The organism is Kosakonia radicincitans DSM 16656 (genome assembly GCF_000280495.2).
Taxonomy (GTDB): domain Bacteria; phylum Pseudomonadota; class Gammaproteobacteria; order Enterobacterales; family Enterobacteriaceae; genus Kosakonia; species Kosakonia radicincitans.
Map to the genome: position 1 here is coordinate 707626 of NZ_CP018016.1, position 19465 is coordinate 727090.

Below are 19465 nucleotides of genomic sequence, written 5' to 3' on the forward strand. Positions count from 1 at the left end.
ACGGCTGCGAGATGACGACGACAACCCGTTCTTCCACGCCGCAGGCGGATGCGGTCACCTTAGGCACTGTTGCCACTACCATTGATGAACTGGTACGCATTGCCGATGGCGCGCCGGTTGTTCTGGCTGATGATGCGCTGGCGCAAATGGATAAGGTCAGCGGCTACATTCACAACGCGATTGCTGAAGGGAAGGTGATTTATGGTCTGACGACCGGCGTGGGAGACCTGGTGACTGAGCGTCTCTCTGCGGATCAAATTGCCAGCGTACAGCTCAATATGCTGCGCAGCCACGCCTGCGGGATGGGGCCGGATCTGTCGGTGCGGGAAGTGCGGGCGATGATGGCGGTGATGCTGAAATCGTTATTGCAGGGTTACAGCGGCGTCAGCGCTGAACTGGCGCAGCGGATGTGCCTGATGCTGAACCGGCAGGTGACGCCGTGGTCACCTGCCAGCGGTTCCGTGGGGTATCTGATTGCTACCGCACATATCGGCTTATCGCTGTTTGGCGAAGGGCAGTGCTGGTATCAGGGTGAGTTGTTGCCCTCCGCCGAAGCGCTGGCGAAAGCGGGCATTGCGCCACGCATTCCCGGCCCACGCGAAGGGCACGCGCTGATCAGCGGCACCTACGAAATTACCGCACTGGCCTGTCTGGCGGTGCGGGATTTCGAGCAGTTGCTGCCGGTCGCGGATATGGCAGGCGGCATGTGTCTCGAAGCGCTGAAAGGCAACACCCGCGGCTATGACGCGCGTCTGCACGCTTTGCGTCCCCATGACGGGCAACAAGAAACGGCGCAGATTTTGCGCCGCTTACTGCGCGGCAGCGAGATCCTTCAGCGTTACCGCGACCACCGGGTGCAGGATGCTCTCAGCTTGCGCTGCATCCCGCAAATCCATGGCGCAGTGCGCGATCAACTGGCGCACTGCCGTCATATCGTCACCACTGAACTCAATTCGGTGACTGACAACCCGGTATTTTTAATCGAAGACGATGCGCTGGCGATTTTGCCTGGTGGCAACGGTCACGGTGCGCCGCTGGCGCTGGCGCTCGATGCGCTGGCGGTGGCTATCGCGCAACTGAGTACCGCGTCGCAAGCGCGTTCTGACCGTATCACTAACGTGCATCTCAGCGGGTTGCCGGCGTTTCTGGTCGGCAAAAGCGGGGCTAATTCCGGGATGATGATCCCGCCGTATGTCGCCGCCGCGCTCGCCGGGGATAACCGCAGCCTGGCGGCGCCCGCCAGCGTACATACGGTTTCCACCTGTGCCGGGCAGGAAGACCATATCAGCATGGGTGTCTCTTCGGCGCGAAAAGCGATGCAGGCGGTGGCAAACGCAGTGGATATCGTGGCTATTGAACTGCTGTGCGCTTGTCAGGCGATTGAATTTCACCGCCCGCTACGCGCCTCGGTGGGGGCGGAACTGACGCTGGCGAAGGTGCGCCAGCAAGTGGCATTTCGTGAAACCGACACGCCGCTGTACACGGATATGCACGCCGTCCGGGATCTGATTGCTGATGGCGAATTGAGCCGCCAGCTCACTTTACTGATTCAGGAGGGAGCTGATGAGTGAAGCCATTAAGCCGCTCAGTGGTGTACGGGTACTCGATCTGTCGCGCGTGTTGGCGGGCCCGTGGTGCGCCTCGCTGCTTAACGATCTTGGCGCTGAAGTTATCAAGATCGAGATGCCAGGCAGCGGCGACGATTCCCGCGCTTTTACGCCGCATATCAACGGCGAGAGCAGCTACTTTATGCAGCTCAACCACGGCAAAAAAAGCGTCACGCTGGATCTGAAAAGCCCGCAGGGCTTAGCGATCCTCAAAGATCTGGTCGCCTGTTCGGACGTGCTGGTGGAGAACTTTCGCCCCGGTGTAACCCAGCGGCTGGGGATTGATTATGCGACGCTACAGGCCATCAATCCGCGTCTGGTTTACGTCAGCATCTCCGGTTTTGGTCAGCAAGGCTCGCTGGCGCATAAAGCGGCTTACGACCATATCATCCAGGCGATTGGCGGCATTATGCAGGTCACCGGCTGGGCAAACGGCGAACCCACGCGCGTTGGCGATGCGATTGGTGATGTGGTCGCCGGGCTATATGGCAGTTGGGCGGTACTGGCGGCGCTGCTTCAGCGTGGCATTACCGGCAAGGGCCAGCATCTGGATGTTTCGATGCTCGATACCATGGTGACGCTGCAAATGGTGTCGTTAACCCAGTGGATCGGCGGCCAGCCCAGCGCCGGGCGGCTTGGTAATGCGCACCCGATCAGCGCGCCGATGGACAGCTACCGGGCGCAGGATGGACATATTGTTATTGCCGTCGCCAACGACAAACTCTTCCGCCAGCTTGCCAGCGCAATGGGAAATCCCGCACTGGTGGACGATCCTCGCTTTGCCAGCGATCCGCAGCGGCTGGCGCATCAACAGCCCTTGCGGGAAGAGATTGAACGCTGGCTGGCAGATAAAAGCGTCAGCGACGCGCAGGCGCTGCTGGATAGCGCTGGCGTTCCGGCCTCGCCGGTGCTGCGCCTCGACCAGATCCTCGACAGTGATTACGCCCACGAACGTGAGCTGGTGAAACAGATCCAGCACCCGCGAGCAGGCGCGATCTCCATTGTGCCGCAGCCGGTGAAAATGAGTGGTGCGCCGGGCGAACCGGCGCTGATCCCGCCGGTGCTGGGGGAACATACGCTTACAGTATTGCGTGAAGTGTTGGGTATGGATGAGGCAACGCTTGCGCAACTGCAAACGCAGGGTGTGATTTAGGGGAAAACAGCATGTCGCAAATTAATAAAGTGGCGGTGATTGGCGCCGGAACCATGGGCGCACGCATTGCTGTCGTCATGGCCCGCGCGGGTTATCGCGTCAGCCTCTATTCCCGCTCGCAGGAAACGCTGGATAAAGCTCAGGCGATCGTTGAATCGCGGGTCGCCCAGGCCGATGTGCAGTACAGCACGTCGCTGGAAAGCTGCCTGGCGGGCGCGGATATGGTGTCGGAAAACGTGGCGGAAGAGGTGGCGCTCAAACAGCATCTGTTCAGCCTTATTGAGTCACAGGTTTCCGCAGACTGCCTGCTGACGACCAATACTTCCAGCGTCTCCATCACGCAGCTGGCATCGGTACTCAGTAACCCGCAGCGGCTGATTGGTATGCACTGGTTTAACCCGGCGGATACCATGCCGATGATTGAAATTGTGCGCGGCGAGAAAACCGCCGACGACGTTTGCCAGCGCGTTCGCGATTTGTGCACACAGCTTGGCAAAGAGACCATCACCGTGAATCAGGACATTCCGGGCTTTATTATCAACCGCCTGCAATACGCCATGCTGCGCGAGGCGCTCTACCTGGTGAGCGCCGGGATTGGCTCGGTTGAGGATGTTGACCGTGCAGTGCAGCGTACGCTGGCACCGCGCTGGGCGGCGATGGGGCCAATGAAACTGATGGATTTCGCCGGGCTGGATACGGTTGAGAAAGTCGCCGGGATATTGCTGCCCGCGCTGGATAACAGCACGACGCTGCCGCCCTGGCTGCTGGAGAAAGTCGCCGCGAAACAACTGGGGGTGAAAAGCGGGGAAGGCTTTTATTGCTGGGACGGGCAAAGCGCGGCGGCGGCAATGCGTCACCGTGAAGCGATCGTCACCAGCCTGACGGCAAGGGGTACAGACGATGAGTGATGTTGTGTGCCGTCATGAAGATGCCGTCGCCGTGGTGACGCTGAACCGCCCGCAGAAATATAACGCCCTGACCGCAGAGATGCTGGATGCGCTGGTCACCACGCTTCAGCAGCTTGAGCAGGATCCGCAGGTGCGTGCCATTGTGCTGTTGGGCGGCCCGAAGGCCTTCTCTGCCGGGGCAGATACCGGCACGCTGGCGTCGGCTTCCGCCATCACTTTATGGCGCAGCGGTTTTAGCGAGAAATGGGATCGCATTGCCGCCATCGAAAAACCAGTGATTGCTGCCGTTTCAGGTTATGCGCTCGGCGGTGGGCTGGAGCTGGCGCTGCTGTGCGACATTATTATTGCCGACACCACGGCACAGTTTGGGTTACCGGAAAGCCACATCGGCATTATTCCCGGCGCCGGAGGCACCCAGCGGCTGGTGCGTGCGGTAGGGAAATCACTGGCGATGGAGATGCTGCTTTGTGCCAGACGCATCAATGGCGAGGAGGCGCGCCAGGCGGGGCTGATTAGCCAGTTGGTTCAGCCTGACGAACTGGAAACGCAGGCGCTAAGCGTCGCGCGACAAATCGCCAAAGCCGCGCCGCTGGCGGCCGCGATGATCAAAAAAGCGGTGCTGGCCAGCTACGAAATGCCATTAAGTGCGGGAGTGGCTTATGAGCGGGCGCTCTCGGCGTTGATTGCCGATAGTGAGGATCGTGCCGCCGGGCTGGCGGCGTTTCAGAACAGGCAGACGCCGCAGTTTAGCGGGCGTTAACGGAATGTCAGCGTCACGCAGGCGAAAAGCGTGTCGCTGCCTGCGTGGACGGCAACCGTCGCCGGGTTATCAATTAGCAGGCTGTCGTAATGTTGCAGAGTATGGCGTTCTCCCTCGACGATAACATCAAGTAAATTCCCGGCATTGAACAGCAGCATTGTTCCCTGTTGATGTTGCCATGCGCCATCGCGCAGCCAGCGCACTGTTGCCTGAGTGGTTTCACGGCGATAAATCACGTTGAAATCGAGTAACGGCCCGCCGACAACCTCGCAAAACACCTCGCTGTCGCCGTTGAAATCCGTCGCCTGAAACGGTGGAATTAACGCGCTGCGCTGGCCATCAACCGTCAGAAACATACCTTCGCCTTCCAGCACGCTGATATTTCGCAGGTAACCGGAGAAACGTGAGAACGCACCGTCTTCGCGGATCGTTGCAACCGATATACGCCAGTCATACTGTTCGCTGGCGGGAAAACGGCACACTTCACGGGTGACGCCCAGGCCATTTTTCCAGCGCATCTCAGCGTAGCCGCTATAAGGTAGGCGCTTCATTTGCGCATACTTCCTTCCAGGCGGTAGCGCGAACCGGGATAGACCAGGCGCACGCTGGTGACGATTTTTTTGTCCTGACGACCGGTCCAGGTGCGGCGGTTCACTTGCAGGCAGGGGGTGTGCTCATCAATTTCCAGATAAACGCACTCGCTGCGGGGCACGTTCACGGCTTCGATTATATGCTCGCCCTCGACAATCGGCGCGATGGAAGAGAGATAGGCATTCGGGGTGATACGGGTGAAATCCTGTTGCAGATAGTCCGGCACAATCAGCGCATTCACCAGCCTGTCTTCCAGCATCACCGGAACGCCGTTTTCATAATGGCAAATTAGCGAATGGAACAGGCGGCTGCCTTTCGGCAGATTAAAAGCCAGCGCTTGCTGGGCATCTGCATGCAGTTGGGTCAGCTCCAGCACTCTGGCGTGATGGCGATGGCCGCGGCTGGCAATCTCATCGGCAATGTTGTTAATTTCCAGCAGCGCCGACTGTCCGCGCACTTCGGCGACAAAGGTGCCCACGCCCTGCATGCGCACCAGCAGCCCTTCGGCGGTCAGTTCACGCAGCGCGCGGTTAATCGTCATCCGGCTATAGCCAAACTGACTGACCAGCTCGCTTTCGGAAGGCACACGGTAGTTCACCGGCCAGGCGCCGCTGTGGATATTGGTTTTGATCATGCTCTTCACCCTTTCATAAAAAGGGGCGGGCTGATCGAGATGCGTCTCGCTTGCGGCTGCTTTAAAAATTTCGCTTTGCTCCATTAACCCTTTCCTCGGCCGGATGACCGTTGAAGTTTACTCTACGCACAATTGGATGTATATATATAAACATGTATATACATCTTAAATAACGGCAGGCGGTGAGGGGATATATGACGGTATATTTCGCGGCAAAAGCATTGTTGCCGCAGGGCTGGGCGGAGAATGTCCGCATTACGGTTTCCGCACAGGGCATCATCACCGCGCTGGAAAGCGGTAGTCAGCCAGACGACAATACGATTCGCCTGGACGGTTTCCTGGTGCCGGGCATGCCAAACCTGCATTCGCACGCCTTTCAGCGCGCAATGGCCGGGCTGACCGAAGTGGTGGGCGATCCGGCAGACAGCTTCTGGACATGGCGCGATTTGATGTACCGGCTGGTGGATAAAATCACCCCCGAGCAACTGGAAACCATCGCCAGCTATCTGTACATCGAAATGCTGAAGGCCGGTTATACCTCGGTGGCCGAGTTTCACTATTTGCACCACGATCGCGGCGGAAAACCTTATGCGCAGCCTGCAGAGCTGGCGTTGCGTATTTCGCAAGCGGCGAAAACGGCGGGCATTGGCCTGACGTTACTGCCGGTGCTTTACAGCTTCTCCGGATTTGGCGGGCAGCCAGCGACCGCCGGGCAGAGCCGCTTTATTCACGATACGGAAGGCTATCTCGCGCTACATGAGGCGCTGACGTCGCAGCTTGCCGCTGAGCCGATGCAGCGTACCGGGCTGTGCTTCCACTCGCTACGGGCCGTTACGCCGGAGCAGATGCAGCGCGTGCTCAACGCCTGCCTGCAAGCGCAGCCGGTGCATATTCATATTGCCGAGCAGCAAAAAGAGGTCGATGACTGCGTGGCCTGGTCCGGGCTGCGTCCGGTAGAGTGGCTTTACCAGCATATGCCGGTGGATGAGCAGTGGTGTTTGATTCACGCCACGCACCTTACGCCGCAGGAAACCCAACAGATTGCCGCTTCCGGCGCAGTGGCGGGCCTCTGCCTGACCACTGAAGCCAATCTTGGCGACGGTATTTTCCCGGGGCCGGACTATCTTGCGCAGCAGGGGCGCTGGGGGATTGGCTCCGACAGCCATATCAGCGTCAGCGTCAGCGAGGATTTGCGCTGGTTTGAGTACGGGCAGCGGTTAAACAAACGGCGGCGCAACTTGCTTCATCTGCCGGATGAACCTTATATCGGCAATGTGCTGTATCAGGGCGCATTGCAGGGCGGACGCCGCGCGCTGGGGCAGGCGATTGGTCAACTGGCGACCGGTCATCGCGCGGATATGCTGTTGCTCGACAGCCGCGATCCTTTCCTTGCTGCCGCAGGCGATCGTGAACGTCTGAATCGCTGGATTTTCGCCTGTTCGACGAACCCGATAAAAAGGGTGATGACCGGAGGACGCTGGGTGATTGAAGCGGGGCGTCACGCGCAGGAAGAACAGGTGACAGCTGCGTTTATCAAAGTCATGCAGCAACTGGTGGCGTAAGACAAGGGATGCCGGGCGGCATCCCTTTTTGTCTCTTAATCTACGCGGTTAAGCAGCGGCAGCAGGAAGTTCGCTGCTTTCATCGCGCCGTTCGCCGTAATGGTGTGCGGCACGCCAGGCTCAAAATAGGTATCAACATCGACACCCGCCGCGCCAAGCAGTTCGGCAGCGTGCTGGCTCTGCTGATAGTGAATCACCGGATCGCTCGCTCCATGCACCAGCAGCACCGGCGTGTGCGGCGCAGGCTGCCATGGCTGTGCCGAGGCCAGACGACCGGAAAACGCCACCACCGCTGCCAGCGGCCACCGGGCGTTGACCAACGCATCCAGCGACATAATCGCTCCTTGCGAAAAACCGCTCAGCACCAGCTTGTCTCGCCCGGGCTGCACATCGTGTTTCTCCAGCAGGCCATTAATGGTGGCGTTAAAGGCACTGCGGGCTTCGGCAATGCGTGCGGCGCGCGTTTCATCGGTGATGCCGTTAACGCTGAACCACTGGAAACCCGGCCCCATATCAAAAGGCGACGGCCCGTCCGGCGTGGCGATAATCACATCGTCGAGAGTTTGCGACCAGTATTTCCCCAGACCTTGCAAATCCGAGCCACGGCTACCGACGCCATGCAACAGCACAATCAATTTTTTCATTATCGCTTCCTGTCACAGCCCGTAAGCGCGTAAATCCGGCCCTTGTGGAACAATACCATTGGGGTTGAGGGCTTTAATCGAGTAATAACCCTGCTTGATATGGTCAATATTCACCGTCTCGCGAATACCAGGAACTGCCAGCATCTCGCGCAGATAGCGATCCAGATGCGGATACTCCGTCAGCTTACGAAGATTGCATTTAAACAATCCGTGGTAAGCCGTATCGAAGCGAACCAGCGTGACGAACAGGCGAATATCTGCCTCGGTAAGCTGCGTGCCGCACAGGAACGTGCGCTGGACGAGGTGGTTTTCCAGCTTATCAAGCTGGCTGAACACATCGTTCACCGCTTCTTCGTAACTCACCTGGGTGGTGGCAAAACCTGCGCGATAGACCCCGTTATTGAGGTTCGGGTAGATCTCCGCATTCAACTGGTCGATCTCATCGTGCAGGTGCGCCGGATAGAGATCGACCGCGTTATTTGCCAGCGAACCAAAGCCGCTGTTCAGCATACGGACAATGTCGGCCGACTCGTTATTGACGATGGTGTGGGTTTGCTTATCCCACAGCACCGGCACCGTTGCGCGCCCGGTAAAGCGCGGGTCGGCGCGGGTATAGAGCTGGTGCAGCCATTCGGCCTGATTCAGTGTGTCACGGTCGGCGCCTGGGTAGTCGCCAAAGTGCCAGCCTTCATCCAGCAGCCACGGTTCAACCACTGACACGCTGATCACCGATTCCAGCCCTTTCAGCTTGCGGGCAATCAGCGTGCGCGAGGCCCAGGGGCAAATGAGCGCCACATACAGATGGTAGCGGCCAGGTTCGGCGATAAATCCGCCTTCGCCAGTGATACCGGGCGCCCCGTCCGGGGTCACCCAGTGGCGAAAGCTGGAGGTCTGGCGAACAAAACCGCCTTTCTCGTCGGTGGCCTGAACCGGGTGCCAGTCGGCCGTCCATTTACCCTCAATCAGCATGCTGCCTCCGTTAGCCTTTTACCGGGGTGGGCTTCAGGGCAAATTTGCCGTCGCCCGTCAGCGCCAGTGTTAACAGACCAACAATCCAGAAGGCCGGGAACTCCCAACCGCCGTTCGGGTTAGTAAAGAAGAAACCGGCCGGGCCATGAACGGTGAAGATCGCGCCGAGCAGAATCGGGATCAGCACAATCGCCACAATACGTGCGTAAACACCGAGGATCAGGGCAATCGCCCCTACCAGTTCAACCGCCATGGTGACATACGCCAGCCAGCCTGGCAGACCGAGCGAGGCGAAGAACTTCGCGGTGCCCGCTGGGGTGAAGGCGAAAAATTTCAGACTAAAGTGCGCCAGAAACAGAATACCGAGCGCCAGGCGCATAATCAGTGCGGCATACGGGGTAGTGCGTTGGTCAAACATGGTAGTGTTCCTCTCAGTCAGTTGATGAGAGGAGTGTAAAGTCTTTCCAGCTGGAAAATTATCTGCGTAAAACAGGGATGTTTATTTCCATTTTGGAAATTATCACCACCCCTGTTCCCATTCCGGTTGCAGCGAGAAAGCGTCCACCAGAAAATCGATCAGCACGCGGGATTTCTGCGCCAGGTAACGAGCGGGCGGATAAACGGCGAACAGCGCCAGCGGCGGGGCTTCATAGGCAGCCAGTACGGGTTTTACGCGCTGCTCTTTCAATGCCTTACCGGCGACAAACACCGGAATGCGCGCTATGCCCAGGCCGGCGCAGGCGGCTTCAAGGCACACTTCAGCGTTGGAAAATTTAATATGTCCGCGCACCGGCTGAAGATGCTGTTGTTTGTGCTCATCGAGAAAAGGCCAGTGCCAGGGATCGCGGAAGTTGGTATCCACAATCAGGCTGTGTTGCTCAAGTTGCTGCCAGTGCGTGGGCTCACCCTGTCGGGCAAGGTAATCCGGCGAGGCAACCACCACATTGCGGATTGCGCACAGGCGGCGGGCCACCAGGCTGCTGTCGGAAAGCGCGCCAATGCGCAGGGCAACATCGAACCCTTCATCCACCACGTTGACCAGCCGGTCGGCAAAGCTGACATCCAGTTCGATTTCCGGGTAGCTACGGGCAAACGCCACCAGATGCGGCGTGAGCTGGGAAGTACCAAACGTGACGGGCGCAGAGATGCGCAGCAAACCAGAGGGGGCATTGGCGATATTGCGCACTGCATCGTTAAGCGCATCGTAATCAATCAACAACTGGCGGATACGGTCGTAATAGGCCAGCCCAACTTCGGTTGGCGTCAACGAGCGGGTGCTGCGTCGCAGCAGATTAACGCCCAACTCCTGTTCCAGGCGGGAGATGAGTTTTGACGCCTGGCCGTGGCTGGTACCGCAGCGTAGCGCCGCACCGGTAAAGCTACCCGTTTCCATCACCGCCACAAACATGCGATCGCAATCCAGCCGTTCCATACGTCTTTTCCGCAGAATTATCAGTGCCTCACCATAGCAAAAGCGCGCCACGGGCAACAGTCAGCGCCGTTGCGACGCGTGATTTTTACGGTATTGCAGCGGTGTTTCACCGATACCTTTCCTGAAAGCGCTAATAAACCAGGTGACGTCAGAAAATCCCACCAGTGCGGCGATGTCGCGAATGCTGTGCGGGCTGTGCAGCAGATAGTCGCAGGCTTTGCGCAGGCGAATGGTGTTGAGATAGTGATTAATCGGCTCGCCGGTTTCTTCATGGAAGCGGCGCGAGATGTAGCTGCGCGATTTCCCCAGCTCCTGCGCCAGCTTTTCCAGGCTGAATTTTTGCTGGTAGTTCTCTTCCAGCCAGAACATCACTGGCGTGGCAATGCCGCAACCTTCTTCCGGCAATTTCTCACTCTCTTCCGGCAACATACTTAGCAAATTCAACAACAGGCAGGCGACTTGTTCGCCGTTCAGTTTCGCGCTGGCGGCCAGCTTGGCGTAGCCGCTGAACAGATGGTCGATATGGGCGTGAATAGTTGCTGCATCCATCACCACCGCCGCGCCGCCGCGCTGAGAAAGTCGCTGCAAACGGCTGTGATTGTGCGGAAAATCGCGGAAATAACGGAGGATCGCGTGGTGGTCAACATGAATGATAGTGCGGCGATAACTCGCCTGCGCCTGCTCATCGACCATCACTTTATGGATGGTGAGCGGTGGAAAGAAAAACAGCCGTCCAGGGCGCATGGTGTACTGGCGGTTATCGACGATCACCACGCCAAACCCCTCCTCGACGTACAGCACTTCCAGGCACTGATGCCAGTGGTGATAGCGCACCGTATTGGCAAACAGGCGGCTGAACGATGCAACCGCATCGTTGAGGGTGATCAGTTCCAGTCTCTCTGTTTGCCAGTTGTCTGCCATAGTGCAACCAAACTCAACTTTTGCCCCGATGTCGCTATTTATAAACCACAGTTTTAAATTTCCTCAACAACGGGTTCAGCTAAAGCTTGGCGGTGTGACAGAGCTAACATTTCCCCTTCCTGGCGATTCACTATGCTTCTGCCACACGATACGGGAGAGAAACCTATGCAGGCGGCGGAAGTGAAAACCTCAAATCCATTGTCATCCCGCGCGGAGGTAGCCTGCGCGTTGACGCAGATGCTGGACGCGCTTGATAAGCAGTTTCCACAGGGCGCAGCGCGATTTTCGCTGGGAGCAACCAGCGCGCATTACAGCGTAGATATTGCCGAAATGGAGGGGCTGTCCCGCGCGTTGTGGGGGTTGTTTCCGTTGATGGCGGGCGGCGATGTGGAAACGTTCAGCGATAAATATCTGACGGCCATTAAGCGCGGTACCGATCCACAATGTGCCGGTTTCTGGGGGAAAACAGGGCCGTACGATCAGCGGCTGGTGGAGATGGCCGCTTACGGTCTGGGGCTGGCGTTACTCGGCGATAAGCTGGCGGTGAAATTCAGCGAGACTGAGGCCGATAATCTGCATCAGTGGCTTAATCAAATCACCGATGCTGAGATGCCCGACAGTAACTGGAATTTCTTTGCCATCATGGTGCAACTGGGGTTTAAACGCGCCGGATTACCCTGGGAGCCAGCAGCTATCGCACACCGTTTTCGCCTGATGGATGCCTATTACCTTGGCGACGGCTGGTATTCCGATGGTCCTGGCCGACCAAAGGATTACTACATTTCGATGGCGTTCCATTTCTATGGCCTGATCTACGCCACGCTGAATGGGGAAGAGGATGCAGAACGCGCGGCGATTATCCGCCAGCGAGCCAGCCTGTTTGCACAGGACTTTATCTATATGTCGGCGGCAGAAGGGGAGTCCGTGCCGTTTGGCCGCAGCCTGACCTACCGTTTTGCGATGGTGGCTTTCTGGAGCGCGGTGGCGTTCTCCGGGCTGGAGGTCTTTTCACCCGGCGTGGTGAAAGGGCTGATCCTGCGCCATTTGCGCTGGTGGCTACGGCAGCCGATTTTCGATCGCGACGGCATCCTGACGCTCGGTTTTGCTTATCCGAACCTGGCGATGTGCGAAGACTACAACTCGCCGGGCTCGCCCTACTGGGCGCTGAAAGTCTTTTTGATCCTTGCGCTGCCGGAATCCCATACCTTCTGGCGATCGGAAGAGCTGCCGCTGCCCGCGCTGGCTCCACAGCGCGTTATTCCGCCGGCGGGGCAGATCCTCGTGCATACCGATCAATCACGGCATGTCTGGATGCTGACGTCCGGTCAGTTGGAACTGAACAACTACGTCAATACCGAGGCGAAATACACCAAATTTGCCTACTCCAGCCGGTTCGGTTTCACCATTGAACGTGGGCGCTATGGCATCAAGCATGCGGCCTGTGATTCGATGCTGTTACTCAGTGAAGGTGATAACTACTTCCGCGGCCGCCGCGAATGTGACGAGGTTGTGGTCAGCCCACAGGCGATTTTCTCCCGCTGGTCACCGTGGCATGACGTGCAGATCTCGACGTGGCTTATTCCCTGTGAAAACTGGCATTTACGCGTGCATCGCATTGATTCACAACGCCATTTACAGAGCGTCGAGGGCGGTTTTGCGGTGCTGAAAGCCCCGCATCGTCATGAGCAAAACGGCAGCCTGGTAGCGGCGGAAAATGGCGTCAGCGGTATTTTCGAACTGCTGGCTGATAATCCGCGGGAAGCTGACAGCGTGGTAACGCCGCCGAACAGCAGCATTATGTTTGCTCCTTGCGCCTCCATTCCTGTGCTGCGCGGCACGATAATGCCGGGCCGGCAATGGCTGGCCTGTGCGGTGCAGGCGGCCGTGACAGAGCAGGTGTTTCATTCGCACTTACCGCAATTATCCATAGAAGAAGATGCGCTGGTGATCCATTCGCCCGCGCAGGAAAAAATCGTCATTACATTTTAATTAAACGCCCGGCTGCGGCCGGGTAAATATCTCTGAACCCTACATGCTTTCGTCGAGGATAGTATGGAAAGAATAGCCATTAATAATAAAGCAGAGTATTACAAAATCAGCAGCTTTATATTTCTCTACTTTTTTACCTGGTCCGCCAGTATTGGTTTGCTGGCTATCTGGTTGGGGCAAAAAGCCAATCTTAGCGGAACGGTAATTGGTACTGTATTTGCTATTAATGGGATATTTTCAGTGATCCTGAAACCAATATATGGTTATATCCTGGATAAAATCGGCATGAGCAAATATTTGCTCTATTTTGTTGTGCTGATGTCTGCGCTGATGGCACCATTTTTTATCTACGTGTATCAACCGCTACTTATTTCCAATACCTTAGTGGGCATTATTGTCGGCGCGATTTATTTAAGTTTTGCCTGGTATGCCGGGGTTGCTGCCTGCGAATCCTATACCGATCGTTACAGTCGCTTAAACGGCATGGAGTTCGGGCAAATCCGCATGTGGGGATCGCTCGGCTGGGCTGTTGCATCGTCGTTTTCCGGCCTGCTGTTTAACCTCTCGCCAGCTTATAACTTCATCATGGGTTCTGTTGCCTCGCTGATCATGCTGGTGGTTCTACTGAGCCTGAAAGTGAATGTCCACTCCGCTCACGCCAGCGATGTGCTGACGAAAGAGAAAATCGTGCCAGCGGATGTTTACGCGCTGCTGCGTAACCGCAAATTCTGGGCTTTCTGCCTGTATGTTGCAGGCGTGGCGTGGATGATGTTTATCGCGGAACAGCAGTTCTCCCGCTACTTTGTCACCTTCTTTACGGATATCCACCAGGGCAACGCGGTGTTTGGTTACCTGGGCACGGTGCAGTCCGGCATGGAATTTGTCATGTATATGGTGATCCCGCTGTTCGTTAATTTTATCGGTGCAAAGCGCGGGTTGCTGATTGTCGGGTTGGTAGTGGGCGCGCGGCTGATTATTTCCGGGCTGTGCGAATCGCATCTGCTGATTTCGGTATTAAAACCGCTGTACGGTCTGGAAATCTGCCTGCTGTTGGTGTCGGTATTTAAATATATCGCCGAGCATTTTGATAAGCGGGTTAACGCCACCATGTATTTATTAGGTTATCAGGCCATGCTGTATGTCGGTAATGTGGTGGTCTCTTCTCCGGCCGGAATATTATATGACCGTATCGGCTTTGAAAATACCTACATCATTATGGGCTGTATTGCACTGAGCTTTACTTTTATTTCGTTATTTACCTTGTCTGCCTGCCAGAGCAAATGGCGACAACATGGACCATTAGATATTGCCCGCGATAATGCAGCGCGCTGATCTTATTTTCTGTAACAACAAGGAACCGAAATATGTTAAGTAAAATCGTTGAGGAAACGTTACGCGATTATCCGGGCACGCCGATGGATGTGCAGTCGTTTAAAGATGAACTGGATTCCGCGCGTGCGCATACCCTTGAACTGATTCGCCGTCATTTAACGGATTTCGGTGATAAATTCCCCGCCGAAACCTGCGTCCAGGGGTATTATCCGCTGACCGAAAATGTTGAGTGGACCACCAGCTTCTGGACCGGGCAATTGTGGCTGGCGTGGGAGATGAGCGGCGATGACGGTTTCCGTGCGATGGCGGAGCGCCACGTGCGCTCGTTTGGTCTGCGCATTGCCGGACGTCACGATACCAACACACACGATCTGGGCTTCTTATATACGCTCTCCTGCGTGGCGGCCTGGCGTCTGACCAGCAATCATGAGGCGCGCGGGTTTGCCCTGCTGGCTGCCGAAGCACTGCTGGAACGCTTTCACGAGAAAGCGCAGATCATCCAGGCGTGGGGCGATTTGCAGGATCCTGAGCAGGCCGGGCGCATGATCATCGACTGCAACATGAATCTGCCGCTGCTTTACTGGGCCAGTGAGCAGACCGGGGATCGGCGCTTTGCCCAGGCTGCGCAGGCACATGTACAGCAAGCGGCGAAATACCTGATCCGTGAAGATGCTTCCACTTTTCACACGTATTATATGGACGTGCAAACGGGCGCACCGTGCTATGGCAACACGCAGCAGGGGTATGCCGATGACTCCTGCTGGTCGCGCGGCCAGGCGTGGGGGATTTATGGTTTCCTGCTGAGCTTTATTTACACCGGTGATAAAGAGATGGTGGCGCTGTCGAAACGGCTGGCGAATTACTTCCTCAACCGTCTACCGGAAGATGCGGTGTGCCACTGGGATCTGGCGCTGGTGGGCAGCGATGCGCTGCGTGACTCCTCTTCGGCGGCGATTGCGGTGTGCGGCTTGCTGGAACTGATTAAACATCTGCCGGTGACCGATCCCGATCGCGCGCGCTATCAACAATGGGCGATGCGCATTATGTCGTCGCTGGGTAAGCACTACCTGGCCGGGAAAAATGAAGCCACGACCGGGCTGCTGAAACATTCGGTCTACCATCTGTCGGGCAATAAAGGGGTGGATGAGTGCTGTAGCTGGGGGGATTACTTCTATGTGGAGGCGCTGGCGCGCTTTTCGCAGAGCTGGAAACTGTACTGGTAGAAATAAAAATGCCGGATAGCGGCTGCGCTTATCCGGCTTTCGTCACTTCCCCTCGCCGTGCGGTGAGGGTCGCATGCTCAAAGACCCGCTTGCAGAATGCGGATATGCGTTTCCAGCACGTCGCTTTTGACCGCTTCGCTCCACGCTTTCATGTGCGGCGTTTGCAGGTGCGCTTCAAGATGCGCCACGCTTTCCCACAGCTCCACCATCATAATGGAATCCGGCGCAGTAGCCTGGAAACTAACGCCCGCAGCGTGATCGACCAGCGGCTCATAGCCGTGACAACCCTCTTCCTGCAACACAACAGGAACGATTTTCGCGAACTGATCGAGCACCGCCTGGCGATGATGCTGCCCGGGACGGGTACGGATTTCGGCAATAACTGTCAACATAATTGGCTAACTCCTTCTAAGTCCAGCTACACAGTTAAGCAAAAATCTCCGCCAGATGCTTGCGATATTCTGCGATATAGCGCGGCACGTCAGGCATTTTAATCACGTCATTGGTGATAAAGGTCGGCAGCGCTTCCATGCCGAGGAACTGATTCGCTTTGTGGAACGGCAGGTAAACACCATCAACGCCGACACCGTGGAAGAACTGATCTTTCTCGGTGAACGCTTCCATCGGCGCATTCCAGGTCAGCGACAGCATATAGGTTTTGCCCTGAATCAGACCGCCGGAACCGTATTTTTTGGAGGCATCGGAACGGGTACGGCCATCGCTGGCGTACAGTGAACCGTGACCTTCGGTGAACACGTCATCCATATATTTCTTCACCGTCCACGGCGCGCCCATCCACCAGCCCGGCATCTGCCAGATAATGGTGTCGGCCCACAGGAAGTTCTGCACTTCCGCCTTGATGTCGTACTCGCCGTCGGTACGCACGGTTTTAACATCATGTCCGAGGTCGCGCAGATAGCTTTCCGCGACTTCGGTCAGGGTGTCGTTCAGTTGACCATTAGAGTGCGCGAATTTTTTCGCACCGTTGATAATCAGAATATTGCTCATGGGATGTCCTCAATCAAAATCGAATGACGGCAATGTTACCCTGAACATCGGCACGGAAAAATTGGCAAAAAGTGCAAAGACTTTTACGTTGGGGGCAATAATCGCGTTACCACGTTATTTGCGCGACAAAGCCTCCCTCAGGATGATTGCTGAAGGAAACCGACATGTGATGCAGCCTGGCGATGCGTTTAACAATCGACAAACCGAGCCCGCTGCCGGTGGCGCTTTGCCCTGGCGGGCGGTAGAAACGCTCACCGGCGCGCTTTTGCATCTCATCGCTCATGCCGGGGCCGTTATCCCGCACGGTCAGTGAGTGGCTATCGAGCGTGACATCCACCGTGCTTCCCGGCGGGCTGTAGCGGATCGCATTATCCAGCAGATTGCGGATCAGCAGGCTGAGCAACAGCGGCTGGCCTTCGCGGCTGACGGAGGGCGTATTCAGATGTAAACGCACTTCAATACCCGCTTGTTGCGCCGGGTGATAAATATCCATGATGGCCGATTGCAATACGTTCTCCAGCGCAACGGTTTCGATATCCGCCAGATTATCCAGCGAATCCAGCCTTGATAAGGTGAGTAACTGATCAACCAGGCGTGTGGCGCGATCAATACCGCGATGCAGCTGGGAGAGCGCCTTTTGCAGCGCTTCGGGGTCGTCATCGGAAAGCTGCGCCACTTCGGTTTGTACTTTCAGCGCCGCCAGCGGGCTACGCAGCTCATGCGCGGCATCTGAGGTGAAGCGCCGCTCGCGCAGCATCATGGTGTGCGTGCGGGCAAAAAGCTGATTCAGCGCATCGACTAGCGGCCGCACCTCGCTGGGCACGCCTTGCGTATTGAGTGGTTGAGCGAGATCCGGCGCGCGATGCCGCAGTGCCAGCGCCAGTTTTTTCAGTGGCCGCAATTCAATACTCAGCAGCACGATCAGTAAGATCAGCATTAATGGCAGGGCCACCAGCCAGGGCGTGAGCTGGGAGGTAATGATCTCCAGTGCCATCTCCTGGCGATATTCCCACTCCTGGCCGACCACAATGCGGAAGGTATTGTCCGGTGCGGTCAGCCAGAGAAAACGCCAGCGTTCGTCATCATCGCGCAAATGACCATTATCAAAGCCTTCTCGCCGATAGCTGTAAGGGATCTCTTTGCCGTTTTCGCCGTCGTGCAGCAGCATTTTGCCGTCGGTTGAATAGATGGCGAATGCCAGCGCATCATCGTCCAGATGACCGTGTTTGATCTTCTTGCTGGCGATCTGCGGCGCGGGATTTTTAAGCTGTTCAAATTCCATCACGCTTAAGCGTTTGGCAAACAACATTTGCTGCGTATCGAACAATTTATCGAGCTTTGAACGCGTCTGATCCCAGGCCACCAGGCTGGCGCACAGCCAGGCCGCCATAGCCAGCAGAAAGAAGAGTAGGGTCAGGCGCAGACGCAGACTCAGTGGACGGGCAATTTTCATGCGTCTCCCAGCGTATAACCGATGCCATGAACGGTGCGGATAAACGCGCTACCGAGCTTGCGCCGCAAGTGGTGGACATGCACTTCAACCGCGTTGCTGGAGACTTCATCGTCCCAGTTATAGAGTTTTTCTTCGATTAATTTACGCGGCAACACGCGTCCGGCGTTGCGCAGCAACAGCTCCAGCAGGGCAAACTCTTTTGGCTTTAACACCAGCGTTTCGCCCTCAAGCGTGGCAATCAGGCTGACAGGATCAAGGGTTACTGGGCCGTGTTGCAGCACGCTTTGCGTCTGCCCGTGGGTGCGGCGAATAAGCACTTCCAGCCGGGCGGCGACTTCGACCAGCGCAAAAGGTTTGCACAGATAATCATCCGCGCCCAGGCGCAAACCTTCGACACGCTGGTCAATGGCATCGCGGGCGGTGAGGATTAATACCGGTTCGCTGCGTTTTTGGCTGCGCCAGTGGCGAAGAATATCCAGCCCGTCAATGCCTGGCAGCGTTAAATCCAGGATCACCGCATCGTAAGGCGCGGCAAACAGCGCGGCCTGACCCTGCTTGCCTTCGGTGAACCAGTCAATGCTAAATCCTTTTTTGCTCAGCCCGGCTTTGATGCCATCGCCGATGAGCGTGTCATCTTCAATCAATAAAATGCGCACATGGCCTCCTTTCTCACTAGACTCTCACGCAGTTAAACCGCTTGCGACAGGTAATGTACAGCGGAAATTTTTCTTTTCTCCCCTTAAGAAGTTGTTAAGAAGTTGCAGGTTAAATGAGCGGAAACCACAGGAAAAGGGAGAGAAAAGATGAAGAAGATTTCTGCAATTATCGCCGCTATTGCACTGTGTTCCGCCCCCGCTTTCGCGGCAAATCAGGGGGGCTTTACCGGTCCGGGATCTGCGCAGCAGAGCGGTGGATTTACCGGCCCGGACAGCAGCAAAGCGACCGTCGAAAGCGCTAAGTCGCTGCGTGACGATGCCTGGGTTACGCTGCGTGGCAACATTGTCGAGCGCCTCTCTGACGATACTTATTTATTTAAGGATGCAACCGGCACCATCAATGTCGATATCAACCGTAAACGCTGGAATGGCGTGACGGTCGGGCCACAGGATGTGGTCGAAATTCAGGGCGAAGTCGATAAAGACTGGAATTCAGTGGAAATCGACGTCAAAGAGATTCGCAAAGTCACTCAGTAAGCGCCTGTTGTGCGCGAAAAATCGCTCATCGCTATGACTCTTCGCCGCAGATAAGGTAGTATCTGCGGCAATATTGCCGCCGCACA

The 19465-nt window shown here is 56.6% G+C and carries 20 protein-coding genes; 9 read left to right on the forward strand and 11 right to left on the reverse strand.

What is annotated here, in order from left to right:
• Positions 1-11 precede the first annotated feature (11 nt).
• The 4 genes from Y71_RS03575 to Y71_RS03590 are packed head-to-tail and all read left to right on the forward strand — an operon-like array spanning position 12 to position 4428.
• Positions 12-1571, forward strand: a complete 1560-nt coding sequence (locus Y71_RS03575) for an HAL/PAL/TAL family ammonia-lyase (protein ID WP_007370100.1) — start codon at positions 12-14, stop codon at positions 1569-1571.
• The gene (locus tag Y71_RS03580) at positions 1564-2760 is read left to right on the forward strand and encodes a CaiB/BaiF CoA transferase family protein (RefSeq protein ID WP_007370101.1); all 1197 of its coding nucleotides are present in this window, start codon (positions 1564-1566) and stop codon (positions 2758-2760) included. The genes Y71_RS03575 and Y71_RS03580 overlap by 8 nt, the downstream gene beginning before the upstream one ends.
• An 11-nt stretch (positions 2761-2771) precedes the next feature.
• Positions 2772-3668 carry a 3-hydroxyacyl-CoA dehydrogenase family protein gene (locus tag Y71_RS03585; protein WP_007370102.1) on the forward strand — a complete coding sequence of 299 codons (897 nt, stop codon included), beginning with the start codon at positions 2772-2774 and terminating at the stop codon, positions 3666-3668.
• Positions 3661-4428, forward strand: coding sequence for an enoyl-CoA hydratase-related protein (locus Y71_RS03590; RefSeq protein WP_035942036.1), 768 nt, complete (start codon positions 3661-3663; stop codon positions 4426-4428). Before Y71_RS03585 ends, Y71_RS03590 begins: the two co-directional genes overlap by 8 nt.
• On the opposite strand, the gene Y71_RS03595 is transcribed toward Y71_RS03590, so the two are convergent.
• Both Y71_RS03595 and hutC read right to left on the reverse strand, forming a co-directional pair.
• Positions 4425-4979 (reverse strand): HutD/Ves family protein, encoded by a 555-nt coding sequence (locus tag Y71_RS03595; RefSeq protein WP_007370104.1) that lies wholly within the window; start codon positions 4977-4979, stop codon positions 4425-4427. The two genes, Y71_RS03590 and Y71_RS03595, sit on opposite strands and share 4 nt — an antisense overlap.
• A complete protein-coding gene (gene hutC / locus Y71_RS03600) occupies positions 4976-5737 on the reverse strand; it encodes a histidine utilization transcriptional repressor HutC (RefSeq protein WP_007370105.1) in 762 nt (253 codons plus the stop codon). The genes Y71_RS03595 and hutC overlap by 4 nt, the downstream gene beginning before the upstream one ends.
• 110 nt (positions 5738-5847) lie before the next feature.
• Here hutC and Y71_RS03605 point away from each other — a divergent pair, with 110 nt between their 5' ends.
• Positions 5848-7215, forward strand: a complete 1368-nt coding sequence (locus Y71_RS03605; RefSeq protein WP_007370106.1) for a formimidoylglutamate deiminase — start codon at positions 5848-5850, stop codon at positions 7213-7215.
• Positions 7216-7250: 35 nt separating this feature from the next.
• Here the strand turns inward: Y71_RS03605 and Y71_RS03610 are convergent, their stop codons facing one another.
• The 5 genes from Y71_RS03610 to Y71_RS03630 form a co-directional block, all read right to left on the reverse strand.
• On the reverse strand, positions 7251-7859 hold the full coding sequence (locus Y71_RS03610; RefSeq protein ID WP_007370107.1) for an alpha/beta hydrolase: 609 nt from the start codon (positions 7857-7859) through the stop codon (positions 7251-7253).
• 12 nt (positions 7860-7871) lie between these two features.
• Positions 7872-8828 (reverse strand): glutathione S-transferase family protein, encoded by a 957-nt coding sequence (locus tag Y71_RS03615; protein WP_007370108.1) that lies wholly within the window; start codon positions 8826-8828, stop codon positions 7872-7874.
• 10 nt (positions 8829-8838) lie between these two features.
• Positions 8839-9246, reverse strand: coding sequence for a DoxX family protein (locus tag Y71_RS03620; protein ID WP_007370109.1), 408 nt, complete (start codon positions 9244-9246; stop codon positions 8839-8841).
• 102 nt (positions 9247-9348) lie between these two features.
• A complete protein-coding gene (locus Y71_RS03625; protein WP_007370110.1) occupies positions 9349-10260 on the reverse strand; it encodes a LysR family transcriptional regulator in 912 nt (303 codons plus the stop codon).
• Between the two features lie 60 nt (positions 10261-10320).
• Positions 10321-11181, reverse strand: coding sequence for a helix-turn-helix transcriptional regulator (locus tag Y71_RS03630; RefSeq protein ID WP_007370111.1), 861 nt, complete (start codon positions 11179-11181; stop codon positions 10321-10323).
• Positions 11182-11346: 165 nt separating this feature from the next.
• Here Y71_RS03630 and Y71_RS03635 point away from each other — a divergent pair, with 165 nt between their 5' ends.
• The 3 genes from Y71_RS03635 (at position 11347) to Y71_RS03645 (ending at position 15725) form a co-directional block, all read left to right on the forward strand.
• A complete protein-coding gene (locus Y71_RS03635) occupies positions 11347-13170 on the forward strand; it encodes a DUF2264 domain-containing protein (protein WP_007370112.1) in 1824 nt (607 codons plus the stop codon).
• A 63-nt stretch (positions 13171-13233) separates the two neighbouring features.
• Positions 13234-14502: an oligosaccharide MFS transporter gene (locus tag Y71_RS03640; protein ID WP_007370113.1), complete on the forward strand. Its 1269-nt coding sequence runs from the start codon at positions 13234-13236 to the stop codon at positions 14500-14502.
• A gap of 32 nt (positions 14503-14534) precedes the next feature.
• The gene (locus Y71_RS03645) at positions 14535-15725 is read left to right on the forward strand and encodes a glycoside hydrolase family 88 protein (protein ID WP_007370114.1); all 1191 of its coding nucleotides are present in this window, start codon (positions 14535-14537) and stop codon (positions 15723-15725) included.
• Between the two features lie 77 nt (positions 15726-15802).
• On the opposite strand, the gene Y71_RS03650 is transcribed toward Y71_RS03645, so the two are convergent.
• The 4 genes from Y71_RS03650 to qseB all read right to left on the reverse strand — a co-directional run bounded on the left by Y71_RS03650 (position 15803) and on the right by qseB (position 18842).
• Positions 15803-16117, reverse strand: coding sequence for a putative quinol monooxygenase (locus Y71_RS03650; RefSeq protein WP_007370115.1), 315 nt, complete (start codon positions 16115-16117; stop codon positions 15803-15805).
• Positions 16118-16151: 34 nt separating this feature from the next.
• Positions 16152-16733 carry an NAD(P)H-dependent oxidoreductase gene (locus tag Y71_RS03655; RefSeq protein WP_007370116.1) on the reverse strand — a complete coding sequence of 194 codons (582 nt, stop codon included), beginning with the start codon at positions 16731-16733 and terminating at the stop codon, positions 16152-16154.
• A 106-nt stretch (positions 16734-16839) separates the two neighbouring features.
• Positions 16840-18186 (reverse strand): quorum sensing histidine kinase QseC, encoded by a 1347-nt coding sequence (qseC, locus tag Y71_RS03660; protein WP_007370117.1) that lies wholly within the window; start codon positions 18184-18186, stop codon positions 16840-16842.
• Positions 18183-18842, reverse strand: coding sequence for a quorum sensing response regulator transcription factor QseB (qseB, locus tag Y71_RS03665; RefSeq protein ID WP_007370118.1), 660 nt, complete (start codon positions 18840-18842; stop codon positions 18183-18185). The genes qseC and qseB overlap by 4 nt, the downstream gene beginning before the upstream one ends.
• A 147-nt stretch (positions 18843-18989) precedes the next feature.
• Here qseB and Y71_RS03670 point away from each other — a divergent pair, with 147 nt between their 5' ends.
• Positions 18990-19379: a YgiW/YdeI family stress tolerance OB fold protein gene (locus tag Y71_RS03670; RefSeq protein ID WP_007370119.1), complete on the forward strand. Its 390-nt coding sequence runs from the start codon at positions 18990-18992 to the stop codon at positions 19377-19379.
• The last annotated feature ends 86 nt before the right edge of the window (positions 19380-19465 follow it).

Coding starts and splice junctions, on each gene's coding strand:
- Y71_RS03670 (WP_007370119.1), top strand. CDS start 18,990: ATGAAGAAGATTTCTGCAATTATCGCCGCTATTGCACTGTGTTCCGCC.
- Y71_RS03640 (WP_007370113.1), top strand. CDS start 13,234: ATGGAAAGAATAGCCATTAATAATAAAGCAGAGTATTACAAAATCAGC.
- Y71_RS03630 (WP_007370111.1), bottom strand. CDS start 11,181: ATGGCAGACAACTGGCAAACAGAGAGACTGGAACTGATCACCCTCAAC.
- hutC (WP_007370105.1), bottom strand. CDS start 5,737: ATGGAGCAAAGCGAAATTTTTAAAGCAGCCGCAAGCGAGACGCATCTC.
- qseC (WP_007370117.1), bottom strand. CDS start 18,186: ATGAAAATTGCCCGTCCACTGAGTCTGCGTCTGCGCCTGACCCTACTC.
- Y71_RS03645 (WP_007370114.1), top strand. CDS start 14,535: ATGTTAAGTAAAATCGTTGAGGAAACGTTACGCGATTATCCGGGCACG.
- Y71_RS03650 (WP_007370115.1), bottom strand. CDS start 16,117: ATGTTGACAGTTATTGCCGAAATCCGTACCCGTCCCGGGCAGCATCAT.
- Y71_RS03590 (WP_035942036.1), top strand. CDS start 3,661: ATGAGTGATGTTGTGTGCCGTCATGAAGATGCCGTCGCCGTGGTGACG.
- Y71_RS03655 (WP_007370116.1), bottom strand. CDS start 16,733: ATGAGCAATATTCTGATTATCAACGGTGCGAAAAAATTCGCGCACTCT.
- Y71_RS03635 (WP_007370112.1), top strand. CDS start 11,347: ATGCAGGCGGCGGAAGTGAAAACCTCAAATCCATTGTCATCCCGCGCG.
- Y71_RS03620 (WP_007370109.1), bottom strand. CDS start 9,246: ATGTTTGACCAACGCACTACCCCGTATGCCGCACTGATTATGCGCCTG.
- Y71_RS03615 (WP_007370108.1), bottom strand. CDS start 8,828: ATGCTGATTGAGGGTAAATGGACGGCCGACTGGCACCCGGTTCAGGCC.
- Y71_RS03605 (WP_007370106.1), top strand. CDS start 5,848: ATGACGGTATATTTCGCGGCAAAAGCATTGTTGCCGCAGGGCTGGGCG.
- Y71_RS03575 (WP_007370100.1), top strand. CDS start 12: ATGACGACGACAACCCGTTCTTCCACGCCGCAGGCGGATGCGGTCACC.
- Y71_RS03580 (WP_007370101.1), top strand. CDS start 1,564: ATGAGTGAAGCCATTAAGCCGCTCAGTGGTGTACGGGTACTCGATCTG.
- Y71_RS03585 (WP_007370102.1), top strand. CDS start 2,772: ATGTCGCAAATTAATAAAGTGGCGGTGATTGGCGCCGGAACCATGGGC.
- Y71_RS03625 (WP_007370110.1), bottom strand. CDS start 10,260: ATGGAACGGCTGGATTGCGATCGCATGTTTGTGGCGGTGATGGAAACG.
- Y71_RS03610 (WP_007370107.1), bottom strand. CDS start 7,859: ATGAAAAAATTGATTGTGCTGTTGCATGGCGTCGGTAGCCGTGGCTCG.
- Y71_RS03595 (WP_007370104.1), bottom strand. CDS start 4,979: ATGAAGCGCCTACCTTATAGCGGCTACGCTGAGATGCGCTGGAAAAAT.